The sequence below is a fragment of the Nitrospira sp. BLG_1 genome (assembly GCF_047338595.1).
Taxonomy (GTDB): domain Bacteria; phylum Nitrospirota; class Nitrospiria; order Nitrospirales; family Nitrospiraceae; genus Nitrospira_D.
Genome location: NZ_JBLFBO010000007.1, coordinates 60,234 through 78,199, shown reverse-complemented (window position 1 = coordinate 78,199; position 17,966 = coordinate 60,234). Strand labels below are relative to the sequence as shown.

At 54.3% G+C, this 17,966-nt stretch carries 19 protein-coding genes; 9 read left to right on the top strand and 10 right to left on the bottom strand.

Annotation, left to right across the window (positions count from 1 at the left end; translation table 11 throughout):
* The first annotated feature begins 7 nt into the window (after window positions 1-7).
* The gene (locus ACMTNU_RS09045) at window positions 8-289 is read left to right on the top strand and encodes a hypothetical protein (RefSeq protein ID WP_413934914.1); all 282 of its coding nucleotides are present in this window, start codon (window positions 8-10) and stop codon (window positions 287-289) included.
* A gap of 208 nt (window positions 290-497) precedes the next feature.
* A complete protein-coding gene (locus tag ACMTNU_RS09040) occupies window positions 498-692 on the top strand; it encodes a hypothetical protein (protein WP_413934913.1) in 195 nt (64 codons plus the stop codon).
* 25 nt (window positions 693-717) lie between these two features.
* Here ACMTNU_RS09040 and ACMTNU_RS09035 read toward each other — a convergent pair whose 3' ends face one another.
* On the bottom strand, window positions 718-897 hold the full coding sequence (locus ACMTNU_RS09035; protein ID WP_413934912.1) for a hypothetical protein: 180 nt from the start codon (window positions 895-897) through the stop codon (window positions 718-720).
* Between the two features lie 488 nt (window positions 898-1,385).
* Here ACMTNU_RS09035 and ACMTNU_RS09030 point away from each other — a divergent pair, with 488 nt between their 5' ends.
* Together ACMTNU_RS09030 and ACMTNU_RS09025 are read left to right on the top strand one after the other, a co-directional pair.
* Window positions 1,386-2,684 (top strand): NAD(P)/FAD-dependent oxidoreductase, encoded by a 1,299-nt coding sequence (locus ACMTNU_RS09030; protein WP_413934911.1) that lies wholly within the window; start codon window positions 1,386-1,388, stop codon window positions 2,682-2,684.
* A gap of 339 nt (window positions 2,685-3,023) precedes the next feature.
* The gene (locus tag ACMTNU_RS09025) at window positions 3,024-3,989 is read left to right on the top strand and encodes a CobW family GTP-binding protein (RefSeq protein WP_413934910.1); all 966 of its coding nucleotides are present in this window, start codon (window positions 3,024-3,026) and stop codon (window positions 3,987-3,989) included.
* 3 nt (window positions 3,990-3,992) lie between these two features.
* Here the strand turns inward: ACMTNU_RS09025 and ACMTNU_RS09020 are convergent, their stop codons facing one another.
* The 4 genes from ACMTNU_RS09020 to ACMTNU_RS09005 form a co-directional block, all read right to left on the bottom strand.
* Window positions 3,993-4,577, bottom strand: coding sequence for a phosphatase PAP2 family protein (locus tag ACMTNU_RS09020; protein ID WP_413934909.1), 585 nt, complete (start codon window positions 4,575-4,577; stop codon window positions 3,993-3,995).
* Window positions 4,578-4,677: 100 nt separating this feature from the next.
* Entirely contained in the window at window positions 4,678-5,106 is a 429-nt protein-coding gene (locus ACMTNU_RS09015) for an energy transducer TonB (RefSeq protein WP_413934908.1), read from the bottom strand.
* A gap of 287 nt (window positions 5,107-5,393) precedes the next feature.
* Complete coding sequence (locus tag ACMTNU_RS09010) at window positions 5,394-7,814, bottom strand: TonB-dependent receptor (RefSeq protein ID WP_413934907.1); 2,421 nt, start codon at window positions 7,812-7,814, stop codon at window positions 5,394-5,396.
* A gap of 110 nt (window positions 7,815-7,924) precedes the next feature.
* Window positions 7,925-8,275, bottom strand: a complete 351-nt coding sequence (locus tag ACMTNU_RS09005) for a hypothetical protein (protein ID WP_413934906.1) — start codon at window positions 8,273-8,275, stop codon at window positions 7,925-7,927.
* Between the two features lie 158 nt (window positions 8,276-8,433).
* Between ACMTNU_RS09005 and ACMTNU_RS09000 the strand changes: the two genes are divergently transcribed.
* Together ACMTNU_RS09000 and ACMTNU_RS08995 are read left to right on the top strand one after the other, a co-directional pair.
* A complete protein-coding gene (locus ACMTNU_RS09000) occupies window positions 8,434-9,495 on the top strand; it encodes a 3-deoxy-7-phosphoheptulonate synthase (protein WP_413934905.1) in 1,062 nt (353 codons plus the stop codon).
* 69 nt (window positions 9,496-9,564) lie between these two features.
* Window positions 9,565-10,332 carry a TatD family hydrolase gene (locus ACMTNU_RS08995; protein ID WP_413934904.1) on the top strand — a complete coding sequence of 256 codons (768 nt, stop codon included), beginning with the start codon at window positions 9,565-9,567 and terminating at the stop codon, window positions 10,330-10,332.
* On the opposite strand, the gene ACMTNU_RS08990 is transcribed toward ACMTNU_RS08995, so the two are convergent.
* Complete coding sequence (locus tag ACMTNU_RS08990) at window positions 10,319-10,840, bottom strand: NYN domain-containing protein (protein WP_413934903.1); 522 nt, start codon at window positions 10,838-10,840, stop codon at window positions 10,319-10,321. The two genes, ACMTNU_RS08995 and ACMTNU_RS08990, sit on opposite strands and share 14 nt — an antisense overlap.
* A gap of 136 nt (window positions 10,841-10,976) precedes the next feature.
* Here ACMTNU_RS08990 and ACMTNU_RS08985 point away from each other — a divergent pair, with 136 nt between their 5' ends.
* Together ACMTNU_RS08985 and truA are read left to right on the top strand one after the other, a co-directional pair.
* Window positions 10,977-12,266, top strand: coding sequence for an N-acetylmuramoyl-L-alanine amidase family protein (locus ACMTNU_RS08985; RefSeq protein ID WP_413934902.1), 1,290 nt, complete (start codon window positions 10,977-10,979; stop codon window positions 12,264-12,266).
* A 41-nt stretch (window positions 12,267-12,307) separates the two neighbouring features.
* Window positions 12,308-13,045 (top strand): tRNA pseudouridine(38-40) synthase TruA, encoded by a 738-nt coding sequence (gene truA / locus ACMTNU_RS08980; protein WP_413934901.1) that lies wholly within the window; start codon window positions 12,308-12,310, stop codon window positions 13,043-13,045.
* 190 nt (window positions 13,046-13,235) lie between these two features.
* On the opposite strand, the gene aepY is transcribed toward truA, so the two are convergent.
* Both aepY and aepX read right to left on the bottom strand, forming a co-directional pair.
* Window positions 13,236-14,369: a phosphonopyruvate decarboxylase gene (gene aepY / locus ACMTNU_RS08975; protein ID WP_413934900.1), complete on the bottom strand. Its 1,134-nt coding sequence runs from the start codon at window positions 14,367-14,369 to the stop codon at window positions 13,236-13,238.
* A 118-nt stretch (window positions 14,370-14,487) separates the two neighbouring features.
* Complete coding sequence (gene aepX, locus ACMTNU_RS08970) at window positions 14,488-16,122, bottom strand: phosphoenolpyruvate mutase (protein WP_413934899.1); 1,635 nt, start codon at window positions 16,120-16,122, stop codon at window positions 14,488-14,490.
* A gap of 300 nt (window positions 16,123-16,422) precedes the next feature.
* Between aepX and ACMTNU_RS08965 the strand changes: the two genes are divergently transcribed.
* A complete protein-coding gene (locus ACMTNU_RS08965) occupies window positions 16,423-16,743 on the top strand; it encodes a PsiF family protein (RefSeq protein WP_413934898.1) in 321 nt (106 codons plus the stop codon).
* Window positions 16,744-16,816: 73 nt separating this feature from the next.
* Here the strand turns inward: ACMTNU_RS08965 and cysE are convergent, their stop codons facing one another.
* Window positions 16,817-17,467 carry a serine O-acetyltransferase gene (cysE, locus tag ACMTNU_RS08960; RefSeq protein ID WP_413934897.1) on the bottom strand — a complete coding sequence of 217 codons (651 nt, stop codon included), beginning with the start codon at window positions 17,465-17,467 and terminating at the stop codon, window positions 16,817-16,819.
* A gap of 19 nt (window positions 17,468-17,486) precedes the next feature.
* Complete coding sequence (gene ispF, locus ACMTNU_RS08955; RefSeq protein WP_413934896.1) at window positions 17,487-17,960, bottom strand: 2-C-methyl-D-erythritol 2,4-cyclodiphosphate synthase; 474 nt, start codon at window positions 17,958-17,960, stop codon at window positions 17,487-17,489.
* Between the last annotated feature and the right edge of the window lie 6 nt (window positions 17,961-17,966).

Below are 17,966 nucleotides of genomic sequence, written 5' to 3'. Positions count from 1 at the left end.
AGTGTTCATGTCAGTCTCTGAAATTGATCTTCGATCAAACGACGAGTACCATAGGTCCATGCAGCCTTCTAACACCCCTTCCCCCAGAAACTGGCGGCTGAGCGCCATCGTCGCACGCTCGGTCGGGATCGTTGCCATCGCACTGGGGTTCGTGATTGGAATGTATGGGCTCGATCATCCTGAATCACACTGGCTTCAGACCGCACTTGGATTGCTGGTAACCGGAATGATCGCCCAAGGCTATGCCCTCTACTGTTCGATCAAACGGATTCAACATCTGAAGTCCTGAGCCAAATTCTTCACACATGCTTTGCAAGTTAGCCAGGCCATGCTTTCGGCTAGTTGGTTCGGACATGGTATACCATCATTAGGGATCTTGTATTGCCGACCAATTTATGATCGGCTGGAATGAGACACCTTCTGCGATATCCTCACCCATCACAAATAACAACTAGGTGATGGGCTACGAGGACTGCAACAGTGAAAGGGAGGCAATTATGCAGCAACAGGCGTTTGCCGAATTCCCATTGAACAATATCGCAAGCCCACCACCCCGGGAACGATTTCTCACCGAGATGAATCGCGTGATACCGTGGGCGGACTTCGTCGCGGCGATTGAGCCCGTCTATCCCGAGGCCGAGGGCCCAGGCTATTCACTATTGACGACCGAGGTCGGTCGACTTCAACCATAATCTGGCGTAGGATTCTCCCCACCCTTTATTCCCTGCCGATCTTCCTGGTGGGTCGTACTAGAAACTGAAGCAACTGGCCATCTGTTGTCTTCGTCATCACGGAAACGGACCCAGACATGGGTTGACGGCGAATCTTCCACTCTCGGTACAAGACAACTCCGGCCACCATTGTTACGAGCCCACCGAGCAGCCACCAGGTCATCATGTGTCCTCCCAGATCGTCAGGCTCAACGCGCTCCTCGCATGTTCATAACTCATGTGGCTGTGGGGTATCCCACAACCACAAGCCTATATCTACGGCGCTGTTGCTTACAACCGGTCACAAGTTACGACCGACAACCTCCTCTTTTTCTATCATAGTCGCATCAAATTGCATAACATCTGATGCAGCGGAACTCTCATTTGGAATGTCGATTATCTCATTACTCTTGCTATTCGAAGACACATCCCTCGGGGAGCAGTACGCACATCACCTGGCCAGTCACATGGATTTCTCTCAACCCGCGTCAATACGGGACCACACATGATATCATTTCATTGAACGCTCGGACACTTCAAGATCTGACGGTTATTGAGAGCCACAGTATCCAGGCGATGTCTTTCAGTGTCAACCACTTCCTATGACAACCCCCTCCCCCGCGTACCGAGGTCGTTCACTCTACCCGATAACCATGTCATCGTATGTGGGGCATCATGTCGACTCCTAAGCCACGCGTCCTGATTCTGGGTGGGGGGTTCGGCGGGATGTATGCCGCGCTGGAATTCGAACGGGCACTTGAGCGAGGTGCAAACCTAGACGTCACCCTCGTCAACCATGACAACTTTTTTCTCTTCACCCCGATGCTCCACGAAGTTGCGGCAAGCGATCTCGATATCACCAACATCGTCAGCCCGATACGAAAATTGCTCCGTCGAGTATCGTTCTTTCATGGCGATATCGAAGCCATCGATCTCGAACATCACCGTGTGGGGGTGTCGCACGGCCATGAGAACCACTGTCATGCCTTGTCGTACGATCATCTTGTACTGGCGCTTGGGTCAACTACGAACTTCTTCAATATCCCCGGCTTAGCTGATCGGGCCTTTACCATGAAATCACTGAGTGATGCGATCGTGCTGCGCAACCATCTCATCGCAAATCTGGAGGAGGCCGACTTTGAGTGCGGCACATCACAACGCACGGGCCTCCTCAATTTCGTCGTGGCAGGCGGCGGCTTCGCTGGGGTAGAAACCATTGCGGCCATGAATGACTTCTTGCGGGAGGCGGTGCGCTTTTTCCCCCATCTTCGTGAAAACATGCTCCGGATCATGCTGGTGAGTTCCGGCCCTGTTATTTTGCCAGAACTAGGGGAGAAACTCGGCACCTACGCACAACGTAAACTCGCTGAGCAGCAGATAGAAATCCACTCGAACTGCAAGGTGACTGCAGTGAAGGATCAAGACGTCACACTGAGTGATGGGACTATGATTACCACGAATACCCTGGTGTGGACTGCCGGCATTAGCCCGCATGCCTTGTTGAACACTCTCCCCTGCGAGAAGACCAAAGGCCGCGTCCTGGTCAACGAGTACCTGGAGGTTCCAGGATGGCCTGGCGTCTGGGCCTTGGGCGACTGTGCGATGGTACCGGACCTGAAAACAGGTGCATTCCATCCTCCCACCGCACAACATGCACTACGCGAGGGACAGGTAGCCGCGCAGAATATCCTTGCAACGGTTCGACAGGGATGGAAGCGACCGTTTGTCTACTCCACGATAGGGCTGCTTGCCCCGATCGGGAAGCGAACCGGTGTTGCAAACATTCTCGGCGTCAATTTTTCCGGCTTCATTGCCTGGTGGCTGTGGCGAACGATCTACTTGCTGAAACTCCCTCGTTTTGAGAAGAAAGTGCTTGTAGCCTTGGATTGGACCCTGGACGTGCTCTTTTCGAAGGATCTAGTCCACTTCCGAACCACTCGCTCTCTTTCCTCGCCACCAGCAACAAAGCCGTAAAAGAAATCGACCGACAACAGGTGGATTCCGCACATCTTGCGTGGGAAGCCTAGCAGGGTGTTGACAAACCCTACGTCCTTCCTCAAACGGGTCGATCCTCACGGTGACTGACCGAATCTAGATCTCCCGCAGGCTGTTCAGAAAGGCCGCAGCGAGCGAAGGGGCGAATCGTACTCCGGCCCGTACGTTGAGCCTCTGAGCGACGTGAGAACGCCGCTGGCAGCCTTTGTCAACAGCCTGTAAGTAGAACGCTGGACGGGCATATCCCAGACAGAGATTATATCCTTCATTTTTCAGGTTCATCTCATTACAATGACTTACCTTCGATCACAAACGAGTATGACCTTAACTCCCGTCCCCTTCTATATCCTCTGCGGCTCGCTTGGGGCCGGTAAAACAACGCTCTTGATGCGATTGCTGGAGCATTGGAAAGACCAGGGCCAACGAGCAGGTGTCCTCATGAACGAGGCTGGCTCGGTCAGTATCGATGGCCCTCGGGCCGGGACGCTTGCCGAGCAGGTCATGAATCTGGCCGGCGGGTGCGTCTGCTGTGATACGAAGGAAGACCTCTCGTGGGGTGTCGCCCAGCTGGTCCGAGATTATGCGTCGGATGTGTTGATTCTAGAATGTTCAGGCCTGGCAGATCCAGCTGAGGTTATTGATGCGGTGACGGACGCCTATACCGCTCGGCTGGCCACACTTGAACGAGTCATCGCCCTTCTCCACCCAATCTCAACGGAAGAAAGTCATTCCAGCGCCTATGTGACCACGCAAGCGATCCGCTGTGCCGACGAACTCATCCTGAACAAGCGAGACCTCTATGTCCCCGGCCACTGGGAAGGATTCCGGGCTGGGATCCTTGAGCAAAACCCCTATGCTCGCCTGTGGGAGACATCACACGCGCGACTGAATATGGCAGATCTGCTATCTCCTCACCCTTCGACGAGACCCGCCACACCAACCAACGTGCACTTCAGCAAATCACATAAGGCTCATCAGCGAATGGCGTATCATCCCATCGCCACCACCGTCCCATTGCCCGGTCCGCTGAACCGCCGGCGATTCCTCACATGGATCAAGACGATCCCCAAGGAACTCGAACGGGCAAAAGGCTATTTCCGATTTGCGAAAGAGCCGGAGCTACAGGAATTTCAATATGCCCTGCCAGGACAGGCCACGATCTCCCCGCTCACCTTGTTGGATGAACCGAAACCAGCGTTGGTACTGATCGGGAGGGGATATGATGTGGACCGTCTACGAGATGCACTCTTAGCGACAGTAGAACACCAACCGGAGACCCTGTAAAGATCAGGACCGGACTCCCGCTTCCTTGACAGCATTGGCAACCGACTCGAACTTCTTCCTGAACCTGGGCCATTGTAACAAGAGCCAGGCCGCGCCTCCGCCCATTACCCCTCCCAGAACCCACCCGCCAAGCACATCCGTCACGTAATGGGCGCCAACATAGACGCGGGCAAATCCAATCAATGTAACAACCGGCCAGGTGATCCAACCAGACGCGGGATAGAGGACCTGTAAGAACGATGCAATGGCCGCAGTATTCGCGGCGTGATTCGATGGAAAACTGAACAACCCCCCACAGCCACTTGGCTCGATCTTCACCGCTTCGGTGAGGGCTCGACAGGGTCTCACCCGTTCAAAAACCCACTTCAGTTGCCCTCCGCAGAAATCAGCCAGCCCGACCGACGCTCCCAAAACCGGCCCTCCCAGGAACGCTTCTCGTCTGTTGATCCAGATCCAATAGGCGATCGCACAGGCACCCGGAAGATAGAGTGTGCTGCGGTTGCCTAGCTGCAGGAAGAAGTAATCGGCAACCGTTGAGTGGCCGGCGAGCCCGTTGATGGCGAGGAAGAGAGTCTCGTCCCAGGTCATAATAGGTCAACAGTCACAAGTCATTGGTCATTGAAAGAAACATTATCAGGACTTTGTTTACTCCTGTCCAATGACCGTTGACTAATGACCAGTGACTGCTCTACCTGGTTCGAAAATGAATGCGGACCGTCAGCTCGCCATCGATCGGATCATCGCCCTTCATTTGGGGATCGAATGTCCACCGTCCGAGGGCCTTGACCCCAGCCGTCGTGAGTTCACGATGCTTGCATGGCTCAAGCACAACGACAGTGACCTTCGCATGCTTGGAAACCAACAGGCGTGCCTTCATCCAATCATCGATCTCTTGCCCATTCAGTGAGGTGGGGATAGCAGGCCAGGGAGTGGACTTGGCCACAGGGCCTAACTGCTGATCTTTATTGAGAGACAATCCATGAACATGGACCTCAGGCAGCTCCAGCACATCTTCTTCGTGATCACTCTCATGCGTGGCCTCGTCACCAACCACAGCGTAAAGCATGGCCGGCCACGCCAAAACAACAGCAAAGAGCAGACTATAAATGGGTCGCATAAGTTCTCATTTTACGCTATCAAGAACCGGATGCTCAAACGGGCCATGCCTTCTCACCCGCCCACCCCCACGTGCCCGCTTCGCCGACTCAGCGAGACGAGCCAAGACGCGCGTGACTCCGAAAGCCCGCAGGCTCCCGCTTAAGACCTCAAAGACTCCTCACCAGATGCCCAACAGAGTCAGCCAGCAAGGCCCCAGGGATCCCGCCGACTGAGGCGTACCCTTGTGGTACATCGCAGGGAGACGGACGACTGAGAACAATGCTGGTGACCATGTTCGGCATCTGGTTAGAAGAACCACTGTCCGCGAAAGAAGAAGGAGCGCGGCATCCCGGCATGAGAGACACCGAGACCAATGCTGCCTTCGCCCTGGTTGATGAAGTACTTTTGATCCAATGCATTCACGATATCAAACCCGACGACAAACTTCTGGCCGTGCCACGGTAAGGGAATGACATGGCTGATCGAAAAGTTATAAATCGTGTAGGTCGGACTATGGCTCGAGTTGGTCTTGGCACCCTCTTCTGCCGTCCGCAATCCCGATGCAAAGAGGACCTGCCCGGTGAAGGTCGTCCTATCGAGCAATAGGTAACTCAGAATCCCTGATGCAGTCAGCGTCTGTTGATGATCGCAGTGGACGCCGCTGCGCGAGTTGATATCGGCAATTTCCTCAAAATGCACCAGATTATGCCCAGACTGCAAGCCATAGCCTTTGCACTGTCCCCAGGCGATGTTGGCACGGCCCGTCAGATTCTCCATGAGCCAGACCTTGAGTGCGGCATCGGCCCCCCTTGTCCATCCCCGTTCAAAGGCAATATAGTTCAGCAAAGGCGTCGTGCCTAACTGGTGGGCATCCGACATATAATTGGCGAGCTTATAATACCCCGTGAGTTGGAGGGTCGCCCAATCCGTCAGAGCATGGACGCTCCCGATTTGGAAGTAATGGGCCCGCTCAGCCCGGGGCTGATTATCGGTGGTGTCCTCAGGGTTCGCCTTGGTTCCCTCCAAATTCAAGCTAGCAAGTGCAAGTCTCTCGAGATTCGGGGGGGTAAAGAGCCGTCCATAGTACGCATGGAAGGCGTGGGCTGGGTTGTATCGGTACGTGACACCGACTCGCGGGCTGATCTGCCCTTCATCACGGAGATACTGCACCGTGTCCGCACGAAGCCCAATGTTGACTGTCCAATGTTCATTGGGTGTCCACTGATCTTGAATCCAGAATTCTTGCCGCCACCCGATGAGCCGGTTGTCGCCACCGGGGGTAATCACCCCTCCGGTCGGATTTCCAACGCCGTCATCCAGAAAGGTAAACAATCTGGTCTTGTTGATCGCTTGGGTCCGATCGACTTGGAACCCAGCCTTGATCAAGTGTTCCTTGCTGTGAACATACGTATAGTCCAAACGCACACCACCGGAATAGCCGGTACGGTCTTGGCTCCCGGCCGAGAAAGGTTCTTCGACCTCTGGCACATAGGCGAGGATATTCAACGGATCTGTTCGAAACGTGGCTCTGGTATGACGAAAATACCCGGCCAAACTGAAAAAGTTTCTGGTGTTGATGTCGCGCCGCCAGACAACATGCCCGTATTGGTTATTCTCTTTCTGATTTTCATCCACCCTTTCCGACGGCACCGGCGTAAACCCTCCGGGCAACAAGCCGAGAATCGTCGGGTTCGCCTCCAGCCCAGGGGACGTCGGGATCTGATATTTCGCGATAGAGTTCAAGAACAAGAAAGTAAAATTGTTATTATTATCCAGCTGATAATCGCCACGGAACATCGTCTGGTTCCGCTCGCTTTGCCCATGAAAGATCGAATGACCAACGGTCGGAGGCTCGATACCCCGATTCGTTGCCGTATGGCTGTTCAAAAAGTAATAGCGGAACTTCTCGCCGATCGTACCTCCATACTCGAAGGACGGATTGATTGTCTTGTTCGACCCGCCGAACATTTGAACGGACCCAAATCCAGGTTTCGTGCCGCTCTTCGTCGTAATGTCGATGAGCGCAGCTGACTTATTACCCACGTTGGCTTCCATTCCACCCAGCACAATGTCGGCCCGTTCCCACGCCCGTGGCGTAATCACATCGGAAAAGGTCGATGAGACTGTATCGGGAATGGGAACTCCGTCGATCCTAAGTTGAAGATTCGCATGGTCCTGCCGGATATGAACCTGTTTGAGCGACCCGTAGGCCGCACCCGGAATGGTCAGCAACACATCGTGCAAGTCATTGTTGTTCCCCCGCGGAAGAGTATCGACTTCCTTCCGGCTGAGCGAATAGGTCTCGCTGGATGCCTTCGTTTGAATAGGCGGCAAGGGTGATACCACCTCCAACGAGACTTCTTTAGTCTTTGAGAGGGTCAAGGTGACAGGTTTCAAGGATTCATCCCCCAACGCCAGTACCACATATTCACTCCGATAGGTCTCCTGTACAGCACTGACGGAATACGTGCCCTCCTCAGGGACAGTCACCTTGAACTCTCCGGCATCATTCGACACCCCAGACGAAATGATATCTCCTTCTTGATTCTTGACTTCGATGACCGCCTGCGGCACCCGCCGAAGGTCCTGATTTTGGACAACCCCTTTGATCGTCTTGGTCGACTCTCGATCCTCAGCGTAGCTGATGGAACACGTTCCACATATGATTGCGGCGACCGTCAATCGAATCGTCCCATTCAACACACGTCTCACGAACGAATACATCATATCCCTCCTCGCTCACAAACCCACTGATGATAAAACAGGAGAGGCAGAACAGCCGTACGCAGACCGCGTGGCCACTCAACCCATCCTGCCTGCTGGATATGCTCGCTCAGCTATACGTGTGGAGGAGCGCGGGAAGGACCAACGAGTGAGAGGACCGCTGAGAGGAGGATAGAATCGGACGGAGGCGCCTGCTGCCAAACAACATCACAGACAGCCAATCGCGGAACGTCCAGATCAACCGACCCGGCAATATGATGCTGTACCCACTGACAGATGTCGGTGTCCGAATGTTCATGGCCATCCGTATCGGCAGCGGCCAATTCATGGTGAACATCCTGAGCCACGGCAAAAGGTGCCAGCCCCAGGATGAGACAAATCATCCCCACCGCCACTCCAAAGCGGAGAAACGGGAAGAGATATCTAAACTTTCTCAAAAACATGGCCGTAGAATAGGCACCCATCAGTCAGAATTGCAAGAACCACCAAGACCGGGCGTCATGATGGCACCTAATCCACTCCCTCGTAACCGATATGGACTTTTCTGCTACGATTCGTTAGTATATTGCCCCCTCAAGGCAAGTTCCTATTGAGAACCGAGCCATAGACTGCATAGCAGACCATGAATAGACCGATCGACAATCAACACGTTATCGAGATTAAAGCGCTGCCCTCTCCCCGCGCCATCAAGACCAAACTCCCGATTACTGATCAGGCTGCGGCGCTCGTCGTGGAAACCAGAGAAGCGATTCGCCGCATTCTTCATGGGCAAGACCGCGACCGGCTTCTGGTCATCGTGGGCCCCTGCTCGATTCATGACCCCAATGCCGCATACGAATATGCCGCTAAGCTGAAACCTGTTGCTGATGCCCTGCGTGACCGACTCCTGATCGTGATGCGGACCTACTTTGAAAAGCCGAGAACCACGGTCGGATGGAAGGGCCTCATCAATGACCCACATCTCGACGGGACCTGCGATATCGCAACGGGAGTGGAGTTAGCGAGGGCCATTCTCCTCAAGATCAATCAATTGGGTCTCCCCTGCGGGACAGAGCTGCTGGATCCGATCAGTCCGCAGTACGTCGCCGATCTCATCAGCTGGGCGGCCATCGGAGCCCGTACGACCGAAAGCCAAACCCATCGAGAAATGGCCAGCGGAGTTTCTATGCCAGTTGGGTTTAAGAACGGCACCGAAGGCAGTCTCCATGTCGCCGTCAATGCCATGACATCCGCCCGCACGTCACATCATTTCGTTGGCATCAATGCCGATGGACAAACAGCCATCATCAGAACCATGGGCAACCCCGATCGCCATATCGTGCTCCGTGGCGGAGGTGGAAAAACCAACTACGAAGCAGAACACGTCGCCAAAGCCGAAGCGGCCGTCGCAGGAGAAGACATTGCCCGTCCCATCATGATCGATTGTTCGCACGACAACTCGAAGAAAGATCACACCCGCCAAGGATTCGTCGCCCAAGAGGTGTTGCGGCAGTTCCGCGAAGGCCGCCAGACCATCATGGGGCTCATGCTCGAAAGCAATTTGAACCCCGGCAAACAGGCCTGGAAGCAAGGCGTGGCCCTTCAGCACGGTGTCTCCATTACCGATGCCTGTCTGGGTTGGGGCGAAACTGAACAATTATTGAACGAGCTCGCCACAGCCATCACACCCAAGCCGGTCTTCTGAGCGCTCTTCTCCCTGATTCCCTCACACAGATATGTCGGTCACGCGATCACCTCGTGGTAGGATATACAAATGTTAATTGATACTCATACTCACTTAGACGACGCCCGCTACAACGACGATCGGGAGGCCATGATCGCCCGGGCGCGAGAGGCTGGTGTTGAGGCGTTCCTCACCATCGGTTGCGATTTGGCCACCAGCCATGCAGCTGTGCAACTCGCCGACCAATTTCCTTTCGTTTATGCCTCAATCGGTGTCCATCCGCACGAGGTCAAACACATCGGTGACGGGTTGTATGATGAGTTTCGCCAGCTCGCGAAAAATAAAAAGGTCGTCGCCTACGGGGAGATCGGATTGGACTATCATTACAACCACTCCTCGCCGAAAGAACAGCGCGAGCGGTTTCGTGAGCAGATTCAGCTCGCCCGCGAACTCAAACTCCCTGTGATTATCCACACGCGGGAAGCGCAGGAAGATACGATCGCGATTTTAAAAGAAGAAAAGGCGTCAGCAATCGGCGGGGTGTTTCACTGCTTCTCCGGAGATGCCTGGCTGGCGAAGGATGCGTTGGATCTTGGATTCTATCTATCCTTCTCGGGCATCCTTACATTCCCAAATGCTGTGATGCTGCGTGACATCGCCAAGAACACGCCTCTAGACCGGGTATTGATCGAAACTGATTGCCCATATCTCACCCCTGTGCCCTACCGGGGCAAACGCAACGAACCGGCGTACGTCTCGCAGGTCGCTCAACAGTTAGCCTCCATCCATGGGTTGCCATTGGACGACGTTGCCGGACAGACAAGCAAGAACGCAAAGCAGTTGTTTAAAATCGCTTGAGGTGTCGGTCACGCTGCCGTTGAGACTTGGGAAGTTTTCTCGGGTTCCCTTTTTTCTCTGGCCCGCGCCGCGCCGGATAGTCTTCGCCTGGATCCAGCTCTTTATGCGGCACACTCCCGCTTGGGAGCGATGATGCCCGGAGTTTGGACGCAAACTCCAGAGCGCCCATGACAAAGGCTCCATGGGCCCTGGCCGCATTCACGATTTCATGGTCCGAGCTGACCACGGCACAGTCAGATCCATAGGCTCGAGCCAGTCGTTGAATGACCTGATCGGCGCGCTCTCCTCGCTTGGAATAGATCACTTGCACTCCGGAACGGTGCTCCCGCTGCTCCGATGGCTGCCCCTGCTGCCACCCATCAAACACGACGGTAATGTGATGGTTTTTGCGATGTCGGTAACTCGCCAAGTCACGCAGCAATTGCTCGCGAGCGGCTTCAAGCTGTCCGGAAAGCGCTCTCCCCCCAGACAGAAGGTTATACCCATCAATAATCAGGTACGTCGGCATGCCTCACGCTACCACAGCCTTCAACCAACCGTCACTGTGGATCTCGTCGATCCAACTCGTGTAGTTCTTGACAAGGCGACGGACATCTGAGAATAGTTTCCCATCATCTACCACTGAGAAGGGGCCACAAGGGTCCATGCAAGAACGAGCGCCCTGGCTGTTTTCACTCAAGCCCCTCACGCTCCTGGTGATCAGTACTCTCTTCTGTCTCTCTTCCCCTCATGAGATGGGTCCTGTAGCCTGGGCAGGGTCATCCGACAAACCCCGGACCCTGTCGATACAGGGATCGAAACAGAGCCACGTCAGGGGGACCCCCGCTTCCCTCGCTCCCGTGACCATCCGTAATGTCCGCGCGACGACCAGTCCTGAGAAGATCAGGCTCGTTCTAGATCTTGATCGTCATGCCACCGTGATCGAACAGCGGGCAGTCGATGCGAGCCAGGTGGTCATTGCCCTTCCTGATGCCTGGCTCAGCCAAGCCGCACAGAGCAGGACCCTGGACGGAACGATCCCTTCGCCCTTCATGGTCACCCAAATCACGCCTCAGGCGGTGGCCGTCTCCCTGCCAAGAACCTCATTCCAATCGTATAGGCAGTTCCTTTTATCCGATCCTCCACGCTTGGTCATTGATGTCACCCTTCCCCTGCCCCTGGAACAAGGCCTGAGCCCTGCCAGTGTCCCTCCAGAGGCTCCCAAACGTATGATCTCGACAGCTGTTCAGTCTTTTTCCACACGAACAAAGGGTTACACCACCATTGTGATCGATCCAGGCCATGGGGGGAAAGATCCGGGTGCACGGGGGGCTCGAAAAACCGAGGAGAAAGATATTACGCTCAAGGTCGGGCTCCAGCTCCGCAAACTCCTGAGCAAGCAACCCGGGGTGCGGGTGTTGATGACCCGAGACCATGATGTCTTTGTAGAATTGGAGGAACGGGCTCGATTCGCAAATAGCCACGAAGCTGACCTGTTTGTCTCCATCCATGTCAATTCCCATCCCTCCCGCACCGTCAAAGGCATAGAAATCTATCACTTTGGAGAGGCCAAGGATCAACGCGCGCTCGAGGTGGCGGCACGGGAAAACGGAACTCCCATCAGCAACACCGGCGTCGGGTGGGAATACCTGGTGGCCGATCTCCTCACGACGAAGAAGATTGAAGAATCACTTGAGCTCGCGTGGAATGCCAAAGCCGCCATGGTGGCTCAGATGAACGGCCACTATGACATTGACGATCATGGCGTCAAGACCGCCCCCTTCTATGTTTTGAGATTCACGAGCATGCCCAGTATTCTCGCCGAAATTGCCTATATTTCGAATCCTTCAGAAGAAGAGCTGCTCCATAAACCGGTGTTCGTCCAGGATGTGGCCCAATCGCTCTACCAGGGTATCGTCGCCTTCCTCTCTGCAGGCAAGTCTGATATACGCTAAGGTCATCCCGATCAAACGTTTTCTTCACTCCTGGTCAGAACATGTCCACCATAAAGCTCACGCTCGAATATGACGGCACCGCCTATGCCGGCTGGCAACGTCAGCCCGACCAGCCGACCATTCAGTCGGCCATTGAAACTGCCATTTTCGGTGTCACCCAGATCACTGTGCCGGTCATCGGTGCCGGACGGACGGATTCTGGCGTCCATGCCTTGGGCCAGGTTGCCAGCTTCCGCATCAATCGCGATATGACTCCACGCGAATGGACGAGAGCCTTGAATGCGCACCTTCCAGAAAACATCGTGGTCAGATCGGTTGAGCTCATGCCGGACTCATTCCATGCAAGGCATTCGGCCAAAGGTAAGTTGTATGAATACCGCATTCTCAATCGACCCGAGCGGGCAGCCGTTGAGCGAAACTATTGCTGGCATGTTCATCGAACGCTTAACGACACAGCGATAAGTACCGCCGGAATCACCTTGATCGGGTCACATGACTTTTCCTCTTTCCAGACCCAGCCCACGGACAACGATGATCCCATCTGCCATCTCCAGCGATTCACGCTGCTCCGTGAAGGCGATCAGCTAAGGATTGCATTTTATGCCGACCGATTCCTCAAGCAGATGATCCGCTCGATTGTCGGCACTCTTCTGGAAGTCGGCCTAGGCAAGCGATCACCCGACAGTCTGACAACCATCCTGAAAGCCCGTGACCGTTCTGCTGCAGGGAAAACAGCTCCACCGCGGGGACTGTTTCTCGTGCGAGTGGATTATGATTGAGACAGTTTTGACACAGACCGTACAAATCTGTGGACAGAGGACGAAGAAGCCATCCGAGGAAAAGAACGATTACACCTTACCGTAAAATCATCTTCGGCAGAGAGACGCTCCAAGAAATTTTGGGTTAGGGTCATCTCAAATCTGCACCTCCGGCAGAGTATTACACTCCTCGCCTACACTTTTGGATTACCTACCCAGCAGTATGCAGGAAATCCATAAAAGCGTTCTTGTTCTGGATAGGAGTTGTTTCTGGACGCCCCAAATCTTTCCGCGCCCCACACCGAACCTGGATCTCCAAGAGGCTTGGACCTGGAAATTCTTTGATCTCCTGAAGGCACGACCTCAACTCAGATTCTGTCCGAGCTCTGGCCACTCGTGCGTACCCAGCCGCGCGCACGATACCCAAGACATCGATGCCCAGCGCAACAGTCGGTTGCCCCCCCACCGAATCATGGGCCCCATTGTTCAACACAATATGCTTATAATTGCTCGGCTTCAGTGTTCCTACCAGCGCCACCCCTCCCATATGCATCAGGAGCGCGCCATCTCCATCGAGGCAGTACACAGAGCGTTCTGGTTTTTGGAGTGCAATACCAAGTGCAATTTGAGAGGCGTGCCCCATCCCCCCCACCGTCAGGAAATCCCGTTGATGGCCAACACCCCTCTTGGTCCGGTACTCATACACTTCCCGAGACGGCATGCCAGTAGTTGACACAAGCACGTCTCGCTCTTCCAGAACATCAATCACAAATTGAATTGCCTCTTCGCGAGACAGTGGAAAGTCCGTCTGTTGGAGCGCAGGTGCCGCATACGCAGCAAAGGCACCTTTCTTGATCACCAACGCGAAGGGGCCGCCAGTCTTTCGGACCTGTGCCACCGCATCCTTCACGATAGGCTCTGCGTGATCGACATCAGTGCCCAGCACGGAATAGGGAATCTCCATGGCCTCAAGCATAGGAACCATCACTCGTCCTTGCTTCTTATGTTGAGGTTCATCGTGCACCCCTGGCTCACCGCGCCACCCAATAACAAGGAGCATCGGAACGGAATAGACATCCTCATCAACCAGTGATAGAAGCGGATTGACGACGTTGCCCAACCCCGAGTTTTGCAAGTAGACGAGCGGGATTTTCCGTGTCGCGAGGTGATATCCAATCGCCAGAGCCACGGCTCCACCTTCATTAGCAGCGATGATATGCTCTCCCGGCCGACTCGTATGAGCCATGCAGGAACAGAGTTCCTTGAGGAGGGAATCCGGCACTCCCGTGAAAAGCTCAACGCCATTCTCCTTCAGGCAATCAACAAATTCTTGTGGACTCAGCATGCACGATTCTCCATGTCGAACGATCGTTCAGAAATGTTATCGCAAGGCAAATTTAAGTGAGCAATGGTGACGTCTGAACCGGAAAACACTGCGGGCGGAGCAACGCATGCATGGCCGATCAGAAGTTCCCTGCCTGAATCACATCATCGAGACTATTGATATCGAGCCAATGCCCCACGGTATACAACACGCGAATTGGTTCTTGCCGATTCAGTAGTTCCTGTAGGAGGTGAGGGATCCCGGCTTTTCGATTGGCAGGGTCGGCCATCATCGTCGTGAGGATCGTCTGAAGCTTGGCACTTCCAGTTGGAGACACCTTCAGAAACCCCATCCAGACCCCATGGGTGTGTCCTCTTGACACCATATTCCCTAACTGCTTGAGATAGATTTTCGTATTAAAGGCCTTCTTCGAGTTCGGCAGCGAGCATTCGGCAAAGCCCCCCAAACGATCGTAACTGCCCTGGCTCTGCCAGTCGCTGTCGACGAAGACCACAAAGTCCTCATTTTCCTGGCACAAGGCCTGCGGAATATACTTATTAAACAGCACGTCGCCATACGAAATGATCAGATCCCTCGTCAGGCCTTTGCGTGCGACTAACGCTTTATGCAGAGAATCCAACTCGCCAGTCTCGGCAAAGTCATTGTTATCGAGATAGGTGAGATTGGGCAACGTCACCGCCTCCTTCTTATAGCCACGGACAACCGTAATATCCTTGATCCCCACCGCGTTGTACGCATCCACAATATGAGCAAGGATCGGCGTCCCTTGAATCTTCACCATCGTCTTCGGCTGATGCTCGGTCAGCTCACGAAGTTCCTCGCCACGAGAAGCCGCCAATACGATGGCGGAGGTATCTTCGGCACCTCGGGGGAGATACCGATCTTCTGCATCTTGCAGTTCTGCGGCATTTTGCAACCTGAAGATTTCTGAGACCGAGGCAACCTTGTCTTCGATGGAGAGCAGGTGTTGCTGCTCCTTCAACGTCCGCGCAGTTTTCTGCATAGCAGCCACGGCAGAACGCAACAGGTGATTGGCCCAAATGACGATCGCAAAGCCATGCTGCCGAAACACCTCAGTCGGGGTCGCATAATACTTCGTCGGCACAATCACGACGGGGCACCGATTTCCCCACTCCTGCTTGAATGAAAGAATCTCATCCGGCACCGACAGCGCGCTATGAATGAGAATGCCATCTGCGCCCGCTTGGCGATAGGCCTCGGCCCGGCGCAGCGCTTCCGCCAATCCCCACCCGCAGATAAAGGCTTCCACTCGGGCGATAATGCTAAAGTCCGGATCGGTCTGTGCGTCCTTACCCGCCTTGATCTTGCCGCAGAACTCTTGCATGTCCGCCATTGGCTGGGCATCCCCTTTGATAAAACTGTTTGTCTTGGGGAACAACTTGTCCTCGATACATACGGCAGCAATACGCCGTTGCTCCAGCTTGCGGACCAGCCGCTGCATGTTATTGAAATTGCCGTATCCCGTATCACCATCGAGCAGGATCGGAATCGTGGTCGCATCGGACATGAACTCCAAATTGTCCAACACCTGGGTCCAACTGGCCTCATTGTTATCCCGAACTCCAAATTGCGCCGAGATGGAAAGACCACTAGCCCAGATACCCTTGAAGCCTGCTTCTTGAACGATCTTTGCGCTGAGGCCGTTATGCGCTTCACAGATGAATTCCAGCTGGTCCGACAAGAGGAGTTTCCGGAACTGATGCGCTGGCGTGACACTTGGGGTTGAACTCATAGCCGACCTTTCCTCTTCCCGTCGAAGCAATCCAAAGCCAGAATGGGCTGATGGAACCGTAGTATATCTCTTGGGCGCACAGCATATCCTTTTCCCAAGAAGAAATCACCCGTCACCCCTTCTCCACAATACCAATTCACCTCGTCATCACGAGGGACCAGGCTCCGTCTACTGTTCGTGAGCCACCAACTCGAAGTTTCACGCCTCACGCGACAGCGTTCTAGCCTATGACACGTACGTATTTATCTGTTATGATGCAACCCAGTCGGTCACTTCACCTCTTATTAAAGGAGCCTCAACATGCAGCGAGTTCTACGCGCCATCACATTGACGTTTTTCGCGCTCAGCCTCGGCGTCACACCATTCGCAGTGGCCGCACCTGAGCAACAGAATAAGATGAAAGCCTGCAATGAACAGGCAAATGCAAAAGGATTTGGTGAAGGGAAAGGCGATGAGCGTAAAGCGTTTATGAAGGAATGCCTTTCCGCCAAATCGGGGAAAGGTGGAGGCGGCAAGGACACTCAGCAGAATAAAATGAAGGCGTGTAATAAAGAGGCGGGTGAAAAGCAGCTGAAGGGTGATGAGCGGAAGAAGTTTATGAGTGACTGTCTGTCTGCATGACCGTGTTACTCCGGCGCGGCATGATGCCGCGCCGAACTGACTTCGTCAGCAGGCTGATGGGCAATGCGAACGACTAATGACGGTTCGGCTCGTCGCGATTTTCGAGTTTCTTCCGAAGCTCAATCAGTTCCTGTTCAAGCGCTAGGAAGCGGTCACTGATGGGATCAGGCAAATCGACTTGATCCATCGTGGCATCAGGCAGGCGCTCACCCTGGGATTTGATGACGCGGCCAGGAACACCGATCACCGTGGAATTGGCCGCGACATTCTTCAATACGACAGAATTAGCCCCGATCTTCACATTGTCGCCAATCGTAATCCCACCGAGAATTTTTGCCCCGGCGCCTACCACCACGTGATTCCCGAGCGTCGGATGCCGCTTACCACGCTCTTTCCCGGTTCCTCCTAACGTCACGCCCTGAAAAAGGGTCACGTAGTCGCCAATCTCAGCAGTCTCTCCGATCACCACCCCCATGCCATGGTCGATGAAAAACCCCGTCCCGATCTTGGCTGACGGATGGATCTCCACACCGGTGAGCCAACGGGCCAGCTGAGAAATCGCTCGCGGGAAGAAGGGCACTCCCATCGACTTCAGCCGATGAGAAATACGATACGCAAGCAACGCATGAAAACCTGCGTACGTGAGAATGACCTCCAGTTTGCTGGTCGCAGCCGGATCTCGATCGAAAACGGCTTGGAGGTCTTGCTTGATGTGCGCCAACATCAGCGATATACCCTAGGCGTTAAACTGGCTCAATCAAACAGACGGCGTGGGCGATCATCCCTTCTTCATGTCCCACGGCGTCCAACCCTTCTCCACTCTTAACCTTGACATTCACTAATTCAGGAGTAATACCGGCCGTTGCTGCGATGGTCTTCTGCATGGCCGAGAGGTACGGACCAAGCCTGGGCGCTTGAGCCACAATCACAGTATCAATATTACCTACTCGATAGCCTTTCACATTCAGCTTCGACATGACATCTTCCAATAACTTGAGGCTCGAGATGCCTTTGTACTTGGGATCTGAACTGGGGTAATGCCGCCCCAGATCTCCCTCTCCCATTGCTCCCAATAAGGCGTCACAGACAGCATGAACCAGTACATCGGAGTCAGAGTGGCCAAGTAATCCCTTACTGTGCGGGATCTCGACTCCGCCAAGAATCAGTTTACGCCCAGGCCCCAATGGATGGACATCATACCCATACCCGATACGCATACTTTT

Coding starts and splice junctions, on each gene's coding strand:
- ACMTNU_RS09010 (WP_413934907.1), bottom strand. CDS start 7,814: ATGATGTATTCGTTCGTGAGACGTGTGTTGAATGGGACGATTCGATTG.
- ACMTNU_RS09005 (WP_413934906.1), bottom strand. CDS start 8,275: ATGGGTGCCTATTCTACGGCCATGTTTTTGAGAAAGTTTAGATATCTC.
- ACMTNU_RS09025 (WP_413934910.1), top strand. CDS start 3,024: ATGACCTTAACTCCCGTCCCCTTCTATATCCTCTGCGGCTCGCTTGGG.
- ispF (WP_413934896.1), bottom strand. CDS start 17,960: ATGCGTATCGGGTATGGGTATGATGTCCATCCATTGGGGCCTGGGCGT.
- ACMTNU_RS09015 (WP_413934908.1), bottom strand. CDS start 5,106: ATGCGACCCATTTATAGTCTGCTCTTTGCTGTTGTTTTGGCGTGGCCG.
- ACMTNU_RS08985 (WP_413934902.1), top strand. CDS start 10,977: ATGCAAGAACGAGCGCCCTGGCTGTTTTCACTCAAGCCCCTCACGCTC.
- ACMTNU_RS09020 (WP_413934909.1), bottom strand. CDS start 4,577: ATGACCTGGGACGAGACTCTCTTCCTCGCCATCAACGGGCTCGCCGGC.
- truA (WP_413934901.1), top strand. CDS start 12,308: ATGTCCACCATAAAGCTCACGCTCGAATATGACGGCACCGCCTATGCC.
- ACMTNU_RS08990 (WP_413934903.1), bottom strand. CDS start 10,840: ATGCCGACGTACCTGATTATTGATGGGTATAACCTTCTGTCTGGGGGG.
- aepY (WP_413934900.1), bottom strand. CDS start 14,369: ATGCTGAGTCCACAAGAATTTGTTGATTGCCTGAAGGAGAATGGCGTT.
- ACMTNU_RS08965 (WP_413934898.1), top strand. CDS start 16,423: ATGCAGCGAGTTCTACGCGCCATCACATTGACGTTTTTCGCGCTCAGC.
- ACMTNU_RS09030 (WP_413934911.1), top strand. CDS start 1,386: ATGTCGACTCCTAAGCCACGCGTCCTGATTCTGGGTGGGGGGTTCGGC.
- cysE (WP_413934897.1), bottom strand. CDS start 17,467: ATGTTGGCGCACATCAAGCAAGACCTCCAAGCCGTTTTCGATCGAGAT.
- ACMTNU_RS09000 (WP_413934905.1), top strand. CDS start 8,434: ATGAATAGACCGATCGACAATCAACACGTTATCGAGATTAAAGCGCTG.
- ACMTNU_RS09035 (WP_413934912.1), bottom strand. CDS start 897: ATGATGACCTGGTGGCTGCTCGGTGGGCTCGTAACAATGGTGGCCGGA.
- aepX (WP_413934899.1), bottom strand. CDS start 16,122: ATGAGTTCAACCCCAAGTGTCACGCCAGCGCATCAGTTCCGGAAACTC.
- ACMTNU_RS08995 (WP_413934904.1), top strand. CDS start 9,565: ATGTTAATTGATACTCATACTCACTTAGACGACGCCCGCTACAACGAC.
- ACMTNU_RS09045 (WP_413934914.1), top strand. CDS start 8: ATGTCAGTCTCTGAAATTGATCTTCGATCAAACGACGAGTACCATAGG.
- ACMTNU_RS09040 (WP_413934913.1), top strand. CDS start 498: ATGCAGCAACAGGCGTTTGCCGAATTCCCATTGAACAATATCGCAAGC.